This window comes from Streptomyces sp. NPDC033966, from assembly GCF_055575955.1.
Genome location: NZ_JBVIRQ010000017.1, coordinates 59,777 through 75,059, shown reverse-complemented (window position 1 = coordinate 75,059; position 15,283 = coordinate 59,777). Strand labels below are relative to the sequence as shown.

Annotated in this window: 15 protein-coding genes; 7 read left to right on the top strand and 8 right to left on the bottom strand. The window is 72.6% G+C overall.

Features of this window, described 5'->3' with window-relative positions; genetic code table 11:
- Window positions 1-336: 336 nt before the first annotated feature.
- On the bottom strand, window positions 337-819 hold the full coding sequence (locus tag ACZ518_RS33745; protein WP_003953493.1) for a CarD family transcriptional regulator: 483 nt from the start codon (window positions 817-819) through the stop codon (window positions 337-339).
- A 556-nt stretch (window positions 820-1,375) separates the two neighbouring features.
- On the opposite strand from ACZ518_RS33745, the gene ACZ518_RS33740 reads away from it, so the two are divergent.
- Window positions 1,376-2,059, top strand: a complete 684-nt coding sequence (locus tag ACZ518_RS33740) for a DUF461 domain-containing protein (RefSeq protein ID WP_469116834.1) — start codon at window positions 1,376-1,378, stop codon at window positions 2,057-2,059.
- 108 nt (window positions 2,060-2,167) lie between these two features.
- Here the strand turns inward: ACZ518_RS33740 and phoP are convergent, their stop codons facing one another.
- Both phoP and phoR read right to left on the bottom strand, forming a co-directional pair.
- On the bottom strand, window positions 2,168-2,839 hold the full coding sequence (gene phoP, locus ACZ518_RS33735) for a two-component system response regulator PhoP (RefSeq protein ID WP_465270294.1): 672 nt from the start codon (window positions 2,837-2,839) through the stop codon (window positions 2,168-2,170).
- A gap of 5 nt (window positions 2,840-2,844) precedes the next feature.
- The gene (gene phoR / locus ACZ518_RS33730; protein ID WP_469116833.1) at window positions 2,845-4,089 is read right to left on the bottom strand and encodes a two-component system sensor histidine kinase PhoR; all 1,245 of its coding nucleotides are present in this window, start codon (window positions 4,087-4,089) and stop codon (window positions 2,845-2,847) included.
- 209 nt (window positions 4,090-4,298) lie between these two features.
- On the opposite strand from phoR, the gene phoU reads away from it, so the two are divergent.
- Window positions 4,299-4,976, top strand: coding sequence for a phosphate signaling complex protein PhoU (phoU, locus tag ACZ518_RS33725; RefSeq protein ID WP_007265512.1), 678 nt, complete (start codon window positions 4,299-4,301; stop codon window positions 4,974-4,976).
- 108 nt (window positions 4,977-5,084) lie between these two features.
- Window positions 5,085-5,234: a hypothetical protein gene (locus ACZ518_RS33720; protein WP_165365008.1), complete on the top strand. Its 150-nt coding sequence runs from the start codon at window positions 5,085-5,087 to the stop codon at window positions 5,232-5,234.
- 78 nt (window positions 5,235-5,312) lie between these two features.
- Here the strand turns inward: ACZ518_RS33720 and ACZ518_RS33715 are convergent, their stop codons facing one another.
- Window positions 5,313-6,071, bottom strand: a complete 759-nt coding sequence (locus tag ACZ518_RS33715; RefSeq protein WP_125813820.1) for a phosphoglyceromutase — start codon at window positions 6,069-6,071, stop codon at window positions 5,313-5,315.
- Between the two features lie 138 nt (window positions 6,072-6,209).
- On the opposite strand from ACZ518_RS33715, the gene ACZ518_RS33710 reads away from it, so the two are divergent.
- A complete protein-coding gene (locus tag ACZ518_RS33710; protein WP_469116832.1) occupies window positions 6,210-7,475 on the top strand; it encodes an MDR family MFS transporter in 1,266 nt (421 codons plus the stop codon).
- A 471-nt stretch (window positions 7,476-7,946) separates the two neighbouring features.
- On the opposite strand, the gene ACZ518_RS33705 is transcribed toward ACZ518_RS33710, so the two are convergent.
- Together ACZ518_RS33705 and mshA are read right to left on the bottom strand one after the other, a co-directional pair.
- Complete coding sequence (locus ACZ518_RS33705) at window positions 7,947-8,441, bottom strand: type III secretion system chaperone family protein (protein ID WP_469116831.1); 495 nt, start codon at window positions 8,439-8,441, stop codon at window positions 7,947-7,949.
- Window positions 8,434-9,816, bottom strand: a complete 1,383-nt coding sequence (gene mshA / locus ACZ518_RS33700) for a D-inositol-3-phosphate glycosyltransferase (protein ID WP_469116830.1) — start codon at window positions 9,814-9,816, stop codon at window positions 8,434-8,436. The genes ACZ518_RS33705 and mshA overlap by 8 nt, the downstream gene beginning before the upstream one ends.
- 221 nt (window positions 9,817-10,037) lie before the next feature.
- Here mshA and ACZ518_RS33695 point away from each other — a divergent pair, with 221 nt between their 5' ends.
- The 3 genes from ACZ518_RS33695 (at window position 10,038) to ACZ518_RS33685 (ending at window position 14,236) form a co-directional block, all read left to right on the top strand.
- A complete protein-coding gene (locus ACZ518_RS33695) occupies window positions 10,038-10,850 on the top strand; it encodes a class I SAM-dependent methyltransferase (protein WP_469116829.1) in 813 nt (270 codons plus the stop codon).
- A 233-nt stretch (window positions 10,851-11,083) separates the two neighbouring features.
- A complete protein-coding gene (locus ACZ518_RS33690) occupies window positions 11,084-12,205 on the top strand; it encodes a C40 family peptidase (protein ID WP_469116828.1) in 1,122 nt (373 codons plus the stop codon).
- A 768-nt stretch (window positions 12,206-12,973) separates the two neighbouring features.
- Window positions 12,974-14,236, top strand: a complete 1,263-nt coding sequence (locus ACZ518_RS33685; protein WP_469116827.1) for a PP2C family protein-serine/threonine phosphatase — start codon at window positions 12,974-12,976, stop codon at window positions 14,234-14,236.
- 11 nt (window positions 14,237-14,247) lie between these two features.
- Here the strand turns inward: ACZ518_RS33685 and ACZ518_RS33680 are convergent, their stop codons facing one another.
- Both ACZ518_RS33680 and ACZ518_RS33675 read right to left on the bottom strand, forming a co-directional pair.
- Complete coding sequence (locus ACZ518_RS33680; protein ID WP_469116826.1) at window positions 14,248-14,586, bottom strand: DUF2516 family protein; 339 nt, start codon at window positions 14,584-14,586, stop codon at window positions 14,248-14,250.
- Between the two features lie 116 nt (window positions 14,587-14,702).
- Window positions 14,703-15,260, bottom strand: coding sequence for a hypothetical protein (locus ACZ518_RS33675; protein WP_469116825.1), 558 nt, complete (start codon window positions 15,258-15,260; stop codon window positions 14,703-14,705).
- Window positions 15,261-15,283 lie beyond the last annotated feature (23 nt).

The window sequence follows — 15,283 nt, the reverse complement described above, 5'->3', positions numbered from 1 at the left end:
GGCGTACCCCGGCTCCGGCCGGGGGCAGTGCCGGGTGCGACGCCCTCGCCCCTTCCGTGACGACCGGTCGAGCCGGCTGCCCGGACCCGGCACGCCAGTACGGGACCGTGCGGGTGCGCACACGCAGGGTACGGCGGGATGAACGCAGGGTACGGCCGTCAGGGTACGGCTGTACGACCCGGGGCCGGCTGGGCCGGGACCGGGTGAGGTGGTGCGACCGGGCGGGTGCGGTGCGGGTGCCCGGACGCAGACATGCCGCAGCGCCCGGCAACAGCCCTCTCGAAATGAGAGGGCGGGTCATCGGGCACCGCGGCACACTGTGGCCGGGTTCGTGCGTCAGGACGCAAGAACCTCGTCGAGGAGGGCCTCGGCCTTGTCCTCGTTGGTGTTCTCGGCGAGCGCGAGCTCGCTCACCAGGATCTGGCGCGCCTTCGCGAGCATGCGCTTCTCTCCTGCGGAGAGACCGCGCTCGCGCTCACGACGCCACAGGTCGCGCACCACTTCGGCGACCTTGATGACATCGCCAGAAGCGAGCTTCTCCAGATTTGCCTTGTAGCGACGGGACCAGTTCGTGGGCTCTTCTGCGTACGGTGCGCGGAGCACCTCGAAGACCCGGTCCAGCCCGTCCTGGCCGACTACGTCGCGAACGCCGACGAACTCTGCATTGTCCGCAGGCACACGAACCGTCAGGTCGCCCTGGGCGACCTTGAGCACCAAGTAGGTCTTGTCCACGCCTTTGATCTGGCGAGTTTCGATGGCCTCGATCAGCGCGGCCCCGTGATGGGGATAGACCACGGTGTCGCCAACCTTGAACGTCATGTGACAGGTACCCCTTCCGTGGCTATCCAGGGTAACACGAGAACTGACTGTTATGAATGGCGTTTTCGCAGGTCAGGGCACATCTCGGGGCTTGACAACAGCGACACGAACGTGCTGCGAAAGGGTTCCGGAGGGGGGTATTCGCAGGTCGGAGGCGCTGTGCGGACCGGGCGAAACGACCACGTTACACCTGGCGGACGCGGCCACGAGCGTGACGTACGTCCCGTTTTGCCGGGTTCCTGGACATGAAACGGAAGTACTCCGTTCGACTGGCGGCCACCCGTACACAGCAGGTTCAGGCCCAATCTGCAATTGATCACGCGGGCGCGTTCGAGGGAATCCCGGAATTGATCACGGGGCGCTCCCGGACCGGATAACGGAATGCAAGATCGCGGGACCGGTGCAGCGCGGTGTGCGCACTGCGGAGGGTCGGGTGCGGGGGCGGGGCGGCGGCTCGGTAACCTAAGCGCGCTGACACACCCTTAGGGCGGCTTTACCTCGGCCGCTCCGAGCCTGTACCCCGTCCCGTCCGTACGTCCAAGGAGTTGCCGCCGCCGTGAGCCGCAGCCTTCGACGCGGCGCTCTCGCCGCTACCGCCGTCGTGTTCTCCCTTGCATCGCTCGCAGCGTGCGGTGCGGGCAACGACGCGCAGACTCTCGAGATCAAGCCGGACAACGCCGCTGTCACCAAGGGCGACATCAAGATCCAGAACGCCCTGGTGATCACCAAGGGCGAGAAGGACAAGAAGGGGCCGGCCGCCGTCACGGCGACCGTCTTCAACTCCGGTACCAAGGCCCAGACCCTGGACGGGATCACCCTGAAGGGTGGCAAGTCCAAGGTGGTCCTGAAGCCCGCCGAGGGCTCCGGCAAGATCACCGTCCCCGCCGGCGGCTCCGTGGTGCTGGGCGGCAAGGGCAACGCCTCCGCCGTCATCGAGGGCGGCCGCGAGGCCGTCAAGAACGGCAACCTGCAGGACGTCGTCTTCCAGCTGAGCACCACGGGTGACGTGGAGCTGGGCGCGTACGTCGTCCCCGCCGCCGGCATGTACGCGGGCTACGGCCCGACCGAGGCCCCGGCCGCCGCCCCCGGCCCCGTCCCGTCCGGCACCCCCTCGGGCTCGGCCACCCCGGCCGCCTCCGGCTCCCCGGCCGCGTCGGGCTCCCCGGCCGCCGGCACCACCCCGTCGGGCGCCGCCTCGGGCGCCGCCTCGGCGTCGCCGTCGCGCAGCGCCGGCCACTGAGCGCAGCAGTACGAGGGAAGGGCCCCAGCCGCATCGCGGCTGGGGCCCTTCCCCGTGTCAGACCCCTCCGGCCGGCCGAGGCCCGCCCGTACGCCTACGGCCTACGGCCTACGGCTCGAACTTGTAGCCCAGGCCGCGGACCGTGACCAGGTAGCGCGGCGCGCCCGGGTCGGGCTCGATCTTGGCGCGGAGGCGCTTGACGTGGACGTCCAGGGTCTTGGTGTCGCCGACGTAGTCCGCGCCCCAGACCCGGTCGATGAGCTGCATGCGGGTCAGCACGCGGCCCGCGTTGCGCAGGAGCATCTCCAGCAGGTCGAACTCCTTCAGCGGGAGGTCGACCTTGCCCCCGGCGACGGTGACCACGTGCCGGTCCACGTCCATGCGTACGGGCCCGGCCTCCAGGGCCGCCGGGGTGACCTCCTCCGGCTCGCCGCGGCGGCGCAGGACCGCGCGGATGCGGGCGACCAGCTCCCGGGAGGAGAAGGGCTTCGTGACGTAGTCGTCGGCTCCTATCTCCAGCCCGACGACCTTGTCGATCTCGCTGTCCTTGGCGGTCACCATGATCACGGGGACGTTGGAGCGACCGCGCAGCTGCCGGCAGACCTCGGTGCCCGGCAGGCCGGGCAGCATCAGGTCCAGGAGGACGAGGTCGGCGCCGTTGCGCTCGAACTCGTCGAGCCCGTCGGGCCCCGTCGCGGCGATCGCGACCTCGAAGCCTTCCTTGCGGAGCATGTAGGACAGGGCGTCGCTGAAGGATTCCTCATCCTCGACGACGAGCACTCGGGTCACGGAAGGACCTCCGGGGCAGGAATGACTGGTTCTGGGTCAAGCTGGGGCTGGGGTCTGGCGGGTTCGGGGGCGGTCGCCGGGGCCGGCGCGGCCGCCTCGGGGAGTCGCAGGGTGAACGTGGAGCCCTGGCCCTCGGAGCTCCACACCGACACCTCCCCGCCGTGCGAGGCCGCCACGTGCTTCACGATCGCGAGGCCCAGCCCGGTTCCGCCCGTGGCGCGGGAGCGGGCCGGGTCCACGCGGTAGAAGCGCTCGAAGACGCGCTCGCGGTCCTTCTCCGGGATGCCTATGCCCTGGTCGGTCACGGCTATCTCGATCAAGTCTCCACCCGGCGCCGTCACCCGGCGCGCGGCGATGCCCACGCGGGTGCGGGCCGGGCTGTAGTTCACGGCGTTCTCCACCAGGTTCCCGAGGGCGGCGGCCAGCTGCCCCCGGTGTCCCCATACCCGCAGGTCGGCGGTACCGCCGGCGGCCATGGTGATCTGCTTGGAGGTGGCCGTGTGACGGCACCGGTCGATGGCCTCCGCCACCAGCGTGTCCACCCGTACGGGCTCGGCGTCCTCGAGTGCCTCGTCGTTCTGCACCCGGGAGAGGTCGATGAGCTCCTGTACGAGGTTGATCAGGCGGGTGGACTCGATCTGCATGCGGCCCGCGAAGCGGGTGACCGCCTCGGGGTCGTCGGCGGCGTCCATGACCGCCTCGGAGAGCAGGGAGATCGCGCCGACCGGGGTCTTCAGCTCGTGCGAGACGTTCGCGACGAAGTCGCGGCGCACCGCTTCGATGCGGCGGGCCTCGGTGAGGTCCTCGACCAGCAGCAGCACCAGGCGGGAGCCCAGCGGGGCGACGCGGGCGGAGACCGCGAGGGCCTCGCCCCGGCCGGTGCCGCGCCGGGGCAGGTCGAGCTCGATCTGGCGTATCTCTCCGTCCCGGCGGGTGTCGCGGGCCATGTGGAGCATCGGCTCCACGGCCAGCTTCCCGCCGCGGACCAGCCCGAGCGCGTACGCGGCCGAGCTGGCCTTGACCACCGCGTCGCCCTCGTCGAGGACGACGGCGGAGGAGCGGAGCACGGAGAGGACGGTGTCCACTCCGGGCGGGAGCACCGCGTTGATGTCGGGGCGCATGGAGCTCCGGGTGGGGCGGGCCTGGTCGCGCTCGCTCCAGCGGAACGCCAGCATGGCGATGACACCGGTGCAGAGACCGGCGATCGCAGCAGCTGCGGCGACCGCCGCGTTCACGTCCATGCCTCCAGGTTAAGCAGGCCCGCGGACACTTCCACAGCCGTTCGGGTGGCAGCTCGAACAGTCGTCGCCCAGAGTTCACCCTGGCGACGGGGTTGATTCATTTGTGGTGCCGGAGTCGGACGCGTTGGCGACCGAACGTGTAAACGTGGGGCCGAACACCCCGCACGAGCAGTAGCGAGCAGTAGGCAAGCAGGCCGGAGAGGGACATCATGCGCGACGCGTACCACGAGGAACTGGACTCCATCGGAGAAAGCCTGGTCGAGATGGCCCGGCTCGTCGGTTCCGCGATCGGGCGGGCCACGACCTCCATGCTGGACGCCGACCTGAAGCTCGCGGAGAGCGTCATCGCCGCGGACCAGAAGGTGGACGACCTCCAGCACGACCTGGAGGCGCGCGCCATCGCCCTGCTGGCCCGGCAGCAGCCGGTCGCCACCGACCTGCGCATCGTCGTCACCTCGCTGCGCATGAGCGCCGACCTGGAGCGCTCCGGCGACCTGGCGCAGCACGTGGCGAAGCTGGCCCGGCTGCGCTTCCCGGACACGGCGGTCCCGCGTGACCTGCACGCGACGATCCTGGAGATGGGGCAGTTGGCGCAGCGCCTGATGGCGAAGGCGGCCGAGGTCATCATCACGAAGGACGTGGACCTGGCGCTCCAGCTGGAGCAGGACGACGACGAGATGGACCAGCTGCACCGCACGCTGTTCCAGCACCTCATGGACGACCGCTGGAAGCACGGCATCGAGACGGCCGTCGACGTGACGCTGCTGGGCCGCTACTACGAGCGCTTCGCGGACCACGCGGTGTCGGTGGCGAAGCGCGTGGTGTACCTGGTGACGGGCGAGCACGCGGACGAGCTGCAGCAGCCGACGCAGGTCGAGGGCGTCTGAGCCCCTTCGCGCGGCACGCCCCAATGCGCCGTTGACGCGCCGGTGCGGCTGGGCATGAATGAGGCGAAGGCACCACGACTTCCCGTACGCCGCCTGCGAGGAGGCACCATGCCCGAAACCCCTGTCCCCATCACCCCGGAACAGGAGCAGCCGCCCCGCCCGGAGCCGCTGCGCCTCCCGCTGCTCGCGGCCTGCGGCTGCGGCTCGGGCTGCGGCTGCGGCTGCCAGTCCGGCGCCCCGTGCCAGTGCGGCGGCTGACCCGGCCGCCAAGCCGCGAGGGCCCCGTCCGGATCGGACGGGGCCCTCTGGCGTTCGTACGCGGGGTACGGCTGCGGGCTACTTCTTGCCCTGGTTCTTGACGGCTTCGATGGCGGCCGCGGCGGCGGTCGGGTCGAGGTAGGTGCCGCCCGGGTTGAGGGGCTTGAAGTCGGCGTCGAGCTCGTAGGAGAGCGGGATGCCGGTGGGGATGTTCAGGCCCGCGATGTCGGCGTCGGAGATGCCGTCCAGGTGCTTGACCAGGGCGCGGAGGCTGTTGCCGTGGGCGGCGACCAGGACGGTGCGGCCGTCGAGGAGGTCCGGGACGATCGCGTCGTACCAGTACGGCAGCATGCGGACGACGACGTCCTTGAGGCACTCGGTGCGCGGGCGCAGCTCCGGCGGGATGGAGGCGTAGCGCGGGTCCTCGGACTGGGAGAACTCGGTGCCGTCCTCGAGGGCCGGCGGCGGGGTGTCGTAGGAGCGGCGCCACAGCATGAACTGCTCCTCGCCGAACTCGGCGAGGGTCTGGGCCTTGTCCTTGCCCTGGAGGGCGCCGTAGTGGCGCTCGTTCAGGCGCCACGAGCGGTGCACGGGGATCCAGTGGCGGTCGGCGGCCTCCAGCGCGAGCTGGGAGGTGCGGATCGCGCGCTTCTGGAGCGAGGTGTGCACGACGTCGGGGAGCAGGCCGGCGTCCTTGAGCAGCTCACCGCCGCGGACCGCCTCCTTCTCGCCCTTCTCGTTGAGGTTGACGTCCACCCAGCCGGTGAACAGGTTCTTCGCGTTCCATTCGCTCTCGCCGTGGCGGAGGAGGATCAGCTTGTACGGTGCGTCGGCCATGCGTACGAGCCTAGTGGACGCCGCAGGGCGGCTGTGCGCCTCCGATTGACGGACGGCGTCAATCCAGTGGACGGCGGCGGGCCCTGTTCGTAATGTGCCAGCAGATCCAGTGGTACTTACATCATCGGGGGAATCCGTATGTCCGCTGCCAGTTTGAGACGGGCTGCCCGGGAGAGCGTCTCGGGGCTGCCGCGCGCGTTCTGGTGGCTGTGGGCCAGCACGCTGGTGAACCGGCTCGGGGCTTTCGTCGCGACGTTCATGACCTTGTACCTGACCCTGGACCGGGGCTATTCGGCCTCCTTCGCGGGTCTCGTGGTCGCCCTGCACGGCCTGGGCGGAGTGGTGTCCTCGCTGGCGGCGGGGGTGATGACGGACCGGCTGGGGCGGCGGCCGACGATGCTGGCGGCGAACGTGTCGACGGCGCTGTCGGTGGCGCTGCTGGGGTTCATGGAGCATCCGGCGGCGATCGCGGCGGTGGCGGGGCTGGTGGGCATGGCGTCGAACGCCTCGCGCCCGGCGGTCTCCGCGATGATGGCGGACATCGTCCCGCCCGAGGACCGGGTACGGGCCTTCGCGCTGAACTACTGGGCGATCAACCTGGGCTTCGGGATCAGCTCGGTGGTGGCGGGCGTGGTGGCGGAGTACAGCTACCTGGCCGGCTTCCTGGGCGAGGCGGCACTGACGCTGCTGTGCGCGGTGCTGGTGTTCGCGAAGCTGCCGGAGTCGCGTCCGGTGAAGGAGGAGGCCGAGAAGGGGACGGAGCCGGAGATCGGGCTGGGGACCGTGCTGCGGGACGGGCGGTTCATGGCGGTGGTCGGGCTGTCGTTCCTGATCTCGCTGATCTTCACGCAGGGTTCGGTGGGCCTGCCGGTGGCGATGGGCCAGGCGGGCTTCTCGCCCGGGGACTACGGGCTGGTCGTGGCGGCGAACGGGCTGCTGATCGTGCTGCTGCAGATCCCGGTGACGCGGTTCATCGAGCACCGCGACCCGGGCCGGCTGCTGGTGATCTCGGCGCTGCTGGCGGGGTACGGGTTCGCGATGACGGCGTTCGCGGGGTCGCTGTGGGCGTACGCGCTGACGGTGTGCGTGTGGACGCTGGCGGAGATCGTGAACTCGCCGACGCAGATGGGGCTGGTGGTGCGGCTGTCGCCGGTGCACGGGCGGGGGCGGTACCAGGGCATGTACACGATGTCGTGGGCGGTGGCGGCGCTGGTGGCTCCGCTGATGGCCGGGTTCGTGATCGACCGGTATGGGGCGGGGTGGCTGTGGGGGGCCACGGGTGTGCTGGGGACGGTGGCGGCGGTGGGGTACTGGCTGCTGATGCGGGGGCTTCCCGCGGGGGCCGCACCCGTGCCCGTCCCTGCGGCGAAGCCGGCGGTGGAGGCCGTCCCCGCCGAGGCCTAGCCGGCCGGGGGGCCGGTGTGGTGCCGGTGCGCCTTGACGGGCCGGTGCCGGTGGGCGGAGCGCGGGGCGGTGCCGGTGGGCGGGGCAGTGCCGCTGCGCGGGGCCGGTGGGCGGAGCGCGGGGCGGTGCCGCTGCGCGGGGCCGGTTCCCCTACCCGCCCTTCGCCCGTTCCCCGGGGCTGCGCCCCGGACCCCTTCCTGGGGGCTCCGCCCCCAGACCCTCCCCCAGCTACCGCTGGGAGGTGCCCCCAGCGCCTCAAACGCCGGCGGGGCTGAGGCGAGAACGGTTGAAGGGCGGGGAGGGGCCAGCCCCGCGCAGCGGCACACCACCCGCACCCGACCCACCGGCCCAGCCACCCAAACCGACCCCGCCCCGGCCCCGCCGGACGGAGTCCGGCGCAGCGGCGCGAAGCCGGGGAGGCCGCCCGCGGCCGAGCCGCGCGAGCGGCGCGTCAAGAAGGGGCGCGGCGCGTCAAGAATGCGTGGCGGGGCGGGTCAGGTGCTTGAAGGCGTCCAGGTTGCGGGTCGGTTCCCCGCGCGAGACGCGCCACTCGTACTCGCGCCGGATCGCGCTCGCGAAGCCGAGTTCCAGCAGGGTGTTGAAGGCGCCGTCCGCCGCCTCCAGGACGGTGCCCAGGAGGCGGTCCAGGTCCTCGGGGGTGATGACCGACAGGGGGAGCCGGGCCGTGAGGTAGACGTCGCCGAGCGGGTCCACCGCGTACGCCATCCCGTACAGCTTGAGGTTGCGCTCCAGCAGCCAGCGGTGGACGCCTGCCTCGTTCTCGTCGGGGTGGCGGATGACGAAGGCGTTGACCGACAGGGAGTGCCGGCCGATGCGGAGCGAGCACGTGGTGCTCAGCTTGCGGGTGCCGGGGAGCTGGACGACGTAGGTGCCCGGTTCGGGGCTCTCCCAGCTCAGCTCGGCGCCGGCCAGCGTGGACTCGATGATCGCGGCGGTGTCAGCCATGGTGGGAGCGTACGCGACGGCGATGATCATGCATGGCCGCGGTGTACACGTCGGCGGTGCCGCTGGCGGCGGTGTCCCAGCCGAAGAACTGCGCGTGCCGCGCGGCCTCGGCGCCCATCCGGTCCGTGAGGCCGGGGTCGTCGACGAAGCGGCGCAGCTCGCGGGCGTAGTCCACCGGGTCGTGGCCGGGTACGAGGATCCCCGTGACCCCGTCGTTGACGGCGACCGGCAGCCCGCCGACCTCCGCCGCGAGGACCGGCGTGCCGGTGGCCTGGGCTTCGATGGCGACGAGCCCGAAGGACTCGCTGTACGACGGCATGACCAGCACGGACGCGGCCCTGAACCAGTCGGCGAGGCCGTCCTGGGCCACCGGCGGGTGGAAGTGGACGAGGTCGGTGATGCCGAGCTTCGCCGCGAGCTTCTGCAGCCCCTCGGGCTTGGCGAGGCCGCTGCCGCTGGGGCCGCCGACGACGGGAACGAAGAGGCGGCGGCGCAGCGAGGGGTCGCGGTCGACGAGCTCGGCGACGGCGCGGAGCAGGATGTCGGGGGCCTTGAGGGGCTGGATGCGGCCGGCGAAGAGCGGGATCACGGCGTCCTGCGGCAGGCCGAGGCGGGCGCGGGCGGCGGCGCGGCCGTCGCCGGTGGTGAAGCGGTCGAGGTTGACGCCGGGGTGGACGACGGCGACCTTGCCGGGGTCGGCGTCGTAGTGGCGTACGAGTTCCTCGGCCTCTTCGGCGGTGTTGGCGATGAGCCGGTCGGCGGCGGCGACGATCTGGGTCTCGCCGATGACGCGGGCGGCGGGCTCGGGGGTGTCGCCCTCGGCGAGCGCGGCGTTCTTGACCTTGGCCATGGTGTGCATGGCGTGGACCAGCGGGACGCCCCAGCGTTCGGCGGCGAGCCAGCCGACGTGGCCGGAGAGCCAGTAGTGGGAGTGGACGAGGTCGTAGTAGCCGGGGCGGTGGCGGGCCCAGGCGTGCATGACGCCGTGGGTGAAGGCGCACAGCTGGGCGGGCAGCTCTTCCTTGGCGAGGCCTTCGTAGGGGCCGGCGTCGACGTGCCGTACGAGGACCCCGGGCGCGAGCTCGACCACGGGCGGCAGTCCGCCGGTGGTGGCGCGGGTGAAGACCTCGACCTCTATGTTGATCGCGGCGAGGCGCTTGGCGAGCTCGACGATGTAGACGTTCATGCCGCCGGCGTCGCCGGTGCCGGGCTGGTGCAGCGGTGAGGTGTGCACGCTGAGCATGGCCACGCGGCGGGGCTTGCGGTGGTGGCCGACGGCCGGGAGGCGCAGGCGGGGGGCGTCGGGGCGGGCGCCGCGGGCCGCGGCGATGCGGCCGCTGATGCTGCCGCCGAGACGGGACACGTACTGGCTCAAGGGAGCAGTTCCTCTCGCTCGGACGACGGTCGACGGTCCGCTGCGACCCGGTCTGGCGGCGGGTCGGCAGCGCCGGTGGGGCGGCATGGCTGCGGGAGCGCGGTCGGCGCCCTGCAAGGAGTGCAACCCCGATGGCGGTCCGCCGCATTCCGGGAGCCCGGAAGTTCCTGGCCGTTTGCCGGATTTTTATCTTGGCCGCGCGCTCCGCTTACGCTCGGCGCATGGTCTCCCGCAGCACTCCGCCGTCCCCGAAGCGCCCCGTGGGCACCGTGACGCGCGGGACGACGAACCCGAACCGGCTGCGCCGCATGGACCGCTGGATCGCCGCCGCGCACGGGGCGGCGCTGCGCCGGGCGGACGCGCCGGTGGCGGTGGACCTGGGGTACGGGGCCGCACCGTGGACGGCGGTGGAGCTGCTGGCGCGGCTGCGGGAGGCGGCGCCCGGGGTGCGGGTGGTCGGGATCGAGATCGAGCCAGCGCGGGTGGCGGGGGCGAAGCCGTACGAGCGGGAGGGGCTGAGCTTCCGGCACGGCGGCTTCGAGGTGCCGCTGGACGGTGGGGAGCGTCCGGCGCTGATCCGCGCGGCGAACGTGCTGCGGCAGTACGACGAGGAGCAGGTCGCGGAGGTGTGGCAGCGGCTGTGCGGCCGGCTGGCGCCGGGCGGGCTGCTGGTGGAGGGGACCTGCGACGAGATCGGCAGGCGGCACGTGTGGGTGGCGCTGGGGCCGGAGGGGCCGCGGACGGTGACGTTCGCGACGCGGCTGGGTTCGCTGGAGCGGCCGTCGGACCTGGCGGAGCGGCTGCCGAAGGCGTTGATCCACCGGAACGTGCCGGGTGAGCCGGTGTACGCGTTCCTGCGCGACTTCGACCGGGCGTGGGCGGCGGCGGCTCCGTACGCCTCGTACGGGGCGCGGCAGCGGTGGATCCGGACGGCGCGGGCGCTGGCCGCGGACTGGCCGCTGGCGGACGGTCCGGTGCGGTGGCGGCAGGGGGAACTGACGGTGCGGTGGGAGGCGTTGCGCCCGGCGGGGTGAAACTCACGTGGTGGGGAACCGGTGTCGGCGGCGGCCCGTTGAGTCGGCTGGGACGGTCGGGGTGTGGCCGGTCATGATCGGGGAGGCATCCGGAGGGTGTTGGAATTCACCGAGTCATGGCACCATCCCGGTGACAGTGCCAAGTTACTGATGAATAGTCAGATGTGATGTCCGGCCCGGTTTGCCTGTCTTGCCCGGGGACGTCGGTCTGACCCGGGGTGCCTGGGGGAGCCATGGGGACCGTGAAGCGAGCGTCGTCACGTCGGCAGGGAGCGTCCGCTCTCACACTGCTGTGCGCCATGGCGATACTGGCGGCCCCGGGGCTCGCGGGCACCGCGTACGCCGCTCCGGGCGCACCCTCGGCCCCCTCGGCTCCCTCCGCCCCCGCCGCGCCGGCGGCTCCCGCGCCCGAGCCGGGCGCCAAGTCCCTGGAGCAGGTCCGCAAGGAGATAGAGGACCTCTACCGGCAGGCCGGCACGGCGACGGACGCGTACAACCTCGCGGAGGGCGAGACGAAGGCGCAGTCCGAGCGGATCGTCCAGATCGCCAACCTGGTGGTGGCGGGCCAGGACCGGATCTCCTCCCTGAAGGACCGCGCGGGCGCCGCCGCCCGCGCCCAGTACCGCTCGGGCGGCCTGCCGCCGGGCGCGCGGCTGGCGTTGAGCGACAGCCCGGCCGACTTCCTGGACGGGTCGGGCCGGTTGCGGCAGGGCGAGAAGGCCACCACGGACCTGTTGTCCGAACTGAACCGCACACAGACGGACTTGGAGCGGTACGCCAAGGAAGCGGGCGCGCTCTGGCAGAAGATGGAGGACAACAGGGCCAAGAAGGAAGCCGCCAAGAAGGAGATCGAGGAGAAGATCAAGACGGCGGAGGCCCTGGAGAACAGGCTGGAGGCCGAGGAGAAGGCCCGGCTGATCCAGCTGGAGCAGGAAGCGCAGTACAAGGCGCAGACGGCGTGGCTGTCGTCGGGCGCGATGAAGGACGTCAACGGCGCCGCCACGGACGCGGGCAAGCGGGCCGTGCAGTGGGCCACCGCGCAGATGGGGAAGCCGTACGTCTGGGGCGCGACGGGCCCGGACTCCTTCGACTGCTCCGGACTGACCTCGCAGGCCTGGCTGGCGGCGGGGCGGGGGATCCCGCGCACCTCGCAGGAGCAGCTGCGGCTGCTGCCGAAGGTGGCGGTGAAGGACATGCGGCCGGGGGACCTCATCATCTACTTCGACGACGCGAGTCACGTCGGCATGTACGTCGGCGACGGCGCGATGGTCCACGCCCCGCGGCCGGGGCGCACGGTGACGATGGCGGGTGCGGGCTCGATGCCGATCAAGGCGGTGGTCCGCCCCGACGCGTAAGCCCTGGCCGGGCGGTGATCCGGACCCGGGGCCCTGCCGGCCCCGGGAACCCCGGGAACCCCGGGTCGGGGCTCCCGCCCCGGCTCCCGGTCCGGGCGCTCCGCGCCGGTGCGGCTCACCGCACGGCGCTACCGCGCCCGCGCCTCAAGCGCCGACGGGGCTGGAAGTGCGCTGCGCGCCCTCCAGCCCGCCAGGCGATGTCCGGCCCCGCCGGCAAATCCGGCCTCATCGGCGCTTGGGACGCCGGGGCACCTCCCAGCGTGGCTGGGGAAGGTTCTGGTGGCGGAGCCCCCAGGCCATCACGGCCCCCGCAACGGGGCGCAGCCCGTCACGGCACCGGGGTCCGGGACGGAACCCTGGGACGGCACAGGCTCGGAACCGGGGCCCGGCCGCGGCACGGCACCGGGGTCCGGGGCGGAGTCCTGGGGAACGGTGGAAGGGCGGGTAGGGGACGGCCCCGCGCAGCGGCAGCCACCACCGACGCCCCGCGCGGAGCGCACGGGCAGACACCGCACACCTCGGGATCGCGGAGCGCAGCGGGCAGGCGGCCACCCCGGCCGGGCCGGCACGGGCGCGGGTCGGGACACGGGCCGGGGCCAGGGGAAGGGGGGGCCGCCCGGGGGTCTCGGTGGGCGGGATGTCGGGCGGGCGGGCCGTGACGTTGGTCATCCCCCCGGCGCGGTTTTCCCCCGCGATAAGGGCATATGACGGCGGCCCTCCCCCGGCTCCCATTCCGCTCGCCCGTACCCGCCCGCTAGGGTCTGCCGCATGAGCGCACCTTCGGGGGGAGGCAAGGAACCGGAGACGATGCCCGTACCCGTACCGCGGCAGAGGGACACCCCGGCCACGGACAGCGGCCCCGCACCCCAGGCGTCGCTGACCCTGCTGGTGGTCGAGGACGACCCCGCGGGCGGCCTCACCGTCCCCGAGATCCTCGACGCCGACGGCCACCGGATCCGGATCCGCAGCGCCCGCAACCTCACCGAGGCCGCGCGGCTGCTCACCCCCGACGTGCACTGCGTACTGCTGGACCTGGCCCTGCCCGGCCCCGACGAGGACGGCCTCGGCGCCCTGCGCGAGGTGCTCCGCATCGCCCCGCGCCACGCCGTGCTCGTCCTGACCGGCGAGGCCGACGCCGACCGCGCCGCCGAGGCCGTACGCGTGGGCGCCCAGGACTTCCTCTACCGCGACGAGCTCGACGGCCGGCTGCTGAGCCGTGCCATCCGCTACGCCGTGGAGAGAAAGCGGGCGGACATCGCCCAGTACAAGCTTGCAGAATCGAAACTTCGCGCCCAGGAGAACGCCCGCCTGGAGCGCGGCCTGCTCCCCACTCCGCTCCTGGACGGCTCCGACCTCCGCTTCGCCGCCCGCTACCGCCCCGGCCGCAGCCGCGCCCTGCTCGGCGGCGACTTCTACGACACCGTCCGCACCCCCGACGGCACCGTCCACGCCATGATCGGCGACGTCTGCGGCCACGGCCCCGACGAGGCGGCCCTCGGCGTCGAGCTGCGCATCGCCTGGCGCGCCCTGACCCTGGCCGGGCTGTGCGGGGACGACCTGCTCGCCACCCTCCAGGAGGTCCTGGAGGTGGAGCGGCCCTGCGAGGAGATCTTCGCGACGTTGTGCACGGTGGACATCGCCCCGGACGGCCGCCGCGCGGGCCTGTGCCTGGCCGGGCACCCGGCCCCGCTGATATCCAGGCCGGGCAAGCCCGCGCGGCTCCTCCCGTACGAGAACAGCGGCCCGGCGCTCGGGCTGCTCCCCCGGGCGCGCTGGCCCCGCCGCCAGGTCGACCTGGGCGGCGCCTGGAGCCTGATGCTCTACACCGACGGGCTCATCGAGGGCCGGATCGGCAACGGCCGCGAGCGCCTCGGGCAGGACGGCATGGTGGAGATGATCAACCGCCACATCGAGCGCGGCCTGAGCGGCGAGGCGCTGCTGGAGGCGTCCGTCACCGAGGCCCGCCGCCTCAACGGGGGCGAGCTCACCGACGACGTCGCCGTGGTCCTTCTCTCCCGCGCGGCCGGATAGGAGCCGTCGGCTCAGCGGCCGCCGTTGTACGGCCCGTAGGGGCCGTCGCTGCTGCTGCCGCCGCGGCGCGGGCCGCCGCCCGAGACCTGCTTGAGGGCGGGGCGCACGTCGACGAAGAACACGATGCTCGCGACCAGGCCCGCGATCTGCAGGAACAGCATCCCGAGGAAGAAGTCCACGAGGACGGTCACCCCGAGGATGACCAGCCAGAAGGTCTTCGTCTGCTTTTCCGCGGCCCGGTAGGCGTCCTCGCGCGCCAGCAGCGCGAGGACGAACGCCACGACGGCGAGCGCCAGCATGGCGTAGCCCAGCAACGGGAGCACCCCGTTATCGAACCCCTGCATCAGCATCGTCTCGACCGCCTTCTCGCATCCGGCACCACTGACTCCACGCTACCGCCGGAGCCGCCTTCCCAAACGACAACGAACCGGGCACCCACCTGGTGCCCGGTCCGGAATCCGTTCGCTCAGGCCTCTTCGCCGGGCGTGGCGGCGGCCTTCTTGGCCGCGGCGCGCCGCGCGGCGGGCTTCTTCGCGGCGGGCTTCTCCTCGTCGGCGGCCTCCGCGGACGCCTCGGCCGGGGCGGGCTCCTGCGCGGGCTCCTTCGCCGGCTCCGGCTCCACGGCCCCGGCGATGTCCACGATCTCCTCGGCGACCTCGCCGCGCCAGGCCCGTACGGTCTGCTCACCGTGCTCGGCGACCTTGTCGTAGGTCTCCTTGGCCCGGACGGCGTACTCGGCGGCCACGCCGACGCCGCGCAGCGCGAGGTCCTGGGCGGTCTCGCCGAGCTTCTTCGGGTCGATCGAGCCGAGGACCTCGGTGACCCTGGCGGTGACGGCCTCCTGCACGGCCTTCGGGTCGGTGTTCTTCACGGCCTCGATGCGCGCGGGGGCCTCGGCGCGCAGCTGGTCGATGAGCGCGGGCACCTTCTTGGCCTGCTGGACGGCGAGGTCGGCCGTGCCGGCGGCGAAGTAGAGGGGGGTGGGGTCGGTGAGGGTCTTCTTCAGGTCATCGGCGATGGCCATGTGCGGGTCCTCCCGGATCACAG